The 1,404-nt window shown below is 71.9% G+C and carries 3 protein-coding genes and 1 pseudogene; all 4 read left to right on the top strand.

Annotated elements, in window-relative coordinates:
• Positions 1–201, top strand: a pseudogene (locus ABZ656_RS57945) (hypothetical protein); the annotation flags it as partial.
• 18 nt (positions 202–219) lie between these two features.
• Positions 220–468 carry a hypothetical protein gene (locus tag ABZ656_RS57940; RefSeq protein ID WP_360280827.1) on the top strand — a complete coding sequence of 83 codons (249 nt, stop codon included), beginning with the start codon at positions 220–222 and terminating at the stop codon, positions 466–468.
• Positions 465–716, top strand: a complete 252-nt coding sequence (locus tag ABZ656_RS57935; protein WP_360280824.1) for a hypothetical protein — start codon at positions 465–467, stop codon at positions 714–716. Before ABZ656_RS57940 ends, ABZ656_RS57935 begins: the two co-directional genes overlap by 4 nt.
• A 93-nt stretch (positions 717–809) precedes the next feature.
• Positions 810–1,301, top strand: coding sequence for a hypothetical protein (locus ABZ656_RS57930; RefSeq protein ID WP_360280821.1), 492 nt, complete (start codon positions 810–812; stop codon positions 1,299–1,301).
• The last annotated feature ends 103 nt before the right edge of the window (positions 1,302–1,404 follow it).

Below are 1,404 nucleotides of genomic sequence, written 5' to 3'. Positions count from 1 at the left end.
AAGAGGGTCCCCACGATCGCTCAGGAATGGGCGCTGGACCGTGCGATGGCCGCTCGCCAGACCTGCCCGAAGTGCAAGCGCCGGTACTACTTCTGCCTCCCGCTGCGCACCAAGGGCTCGTGCGACCCCTGCTCCGAGGGCTACGAGCCCAGCCCGGACACCTACACCCCTCCCCCGGCCAAGCACCTGCTGGCCGCCTGATCCGAGAGGACACCGCCCATGCGCACCACACCCATCGCCTCCGCCTTCACCGAGCCCGAGCGGCCCAAGGGCCTGCAAATCCGGTTCATCACGGTCGGCGGCTCGTACGTCGACGTCACCGGCGCCGGCCACGACTCCGACAAGCACCGCTGGAACTGCCTCGGCTGCAAGGACACCTCACGGTTCCCGGAGAAGGACTACCTGTTCAGCATCCGGGAGAAGGCCAACGAGCACGCCGGCCTCTGCCGCGCGATCCCGCTGACGTGAGGGCCCGCAGCCCGCGTACCGCCGTCGCGCTCAAGGCCGGCCGCTGGAGGCTGACCTGCTCCCGGCACGGCATCTGGCTGGAGCCGCTCCCCCGCCCCAACTGCCCCGACTGCCGGGGCGCGGGCGGCTGGTGGACCAGCGGCCCCTACCCGGACATGGAGGCCTGCTGGTGCTGGGCAGAGCGGCGCGAGCTGTCCCTGCGCCTCCTGCCTCGCCCCACCGTCCCGTACGACGAACCCCCGTTCTGACGGATCCCCGTGCCGTCCCGACCAGCCGAACGCTGGCCGGGGCAGTGCGGAGGACCGGACAGCCCGGTCGCCCGGAACCCGAAGGAGCTGTACATGACCGAGACCCTCACCCCGCCCACCGTCACCGTCGGCGCGGACTCGCCGCTCGCCCTCCTCTTCGACATCGCCCGCGAGATCGGCGTGCAGGGCGAGGACGAACAGTGCGACAACGCCGAAACGGCCGCCCTGGACCACGTCTGGAACGCCTACCCCGACACCCTCGGCAAGGCACTGGACGACGACGACTGGACCGGCCGGCCCGCCCTGCCGGGGGCCGGACTGGAGCCGTGCGCCGTCGCCTACCTGGACGGCGGCCTGTGGCTGCACCACTCCAGCGACGGCGACCAGGAGCGCGACGTCCTCACCCTCATCGCGCCCTGCACCTGCGGAAACGGCTACGTCGACACCGTCCTGGACGGCGAGTCGGACTTACTGCAGGTCCTCACCGACCTGCGCGCCACCGGGGGCCGCTTCCCGCACGACAGCGGCTGGCCCGACTGCGACAGCCAGCGCCGTCTGCGCGCCTGGGGCGACGCCCGGCCGTGACAGCACAAAGGGGCCCAGTTCAGCGTCGGCGAGTAGCTGATCGTCTGGGACGAGCCGCCGTCGACGGTGAGGGTCTGCGTCGCCGGGCCGCCGGACTGGTTGC

The sequence above is a fragment of the Streptomyces sp. NPDC007095 genome, assembly GCF_040634475.1.
Taxonomy (GTDB): domain Bacteria; phylum Actinomycetota; class Actinomycetes; order Streptomycetales; family Streptomycetaceae; genus Streptomyces.
Note: the sequence above shows the minus strand (reverse complement) of the source record. Positions and strands in the feature narration are given on the sequence as shown.

Excerpts from the sequence above, each read along its gene's own strand:
- ABZ656_RS57930 (WP_360280821.1), top strand. The coding sequence starts at position 810 with ATGACCGAGACCCTCACCCCGCCCACCGTCACCGTCGGCGCGGACTCG.
- ABZ656_RS57940 (WP_360280827.1), top strand. The coding sequence starts at position 220 with ATGCGCACCACACCCATCGCCTCCGCCTTCACCGAGCCCGAGCGGCCC.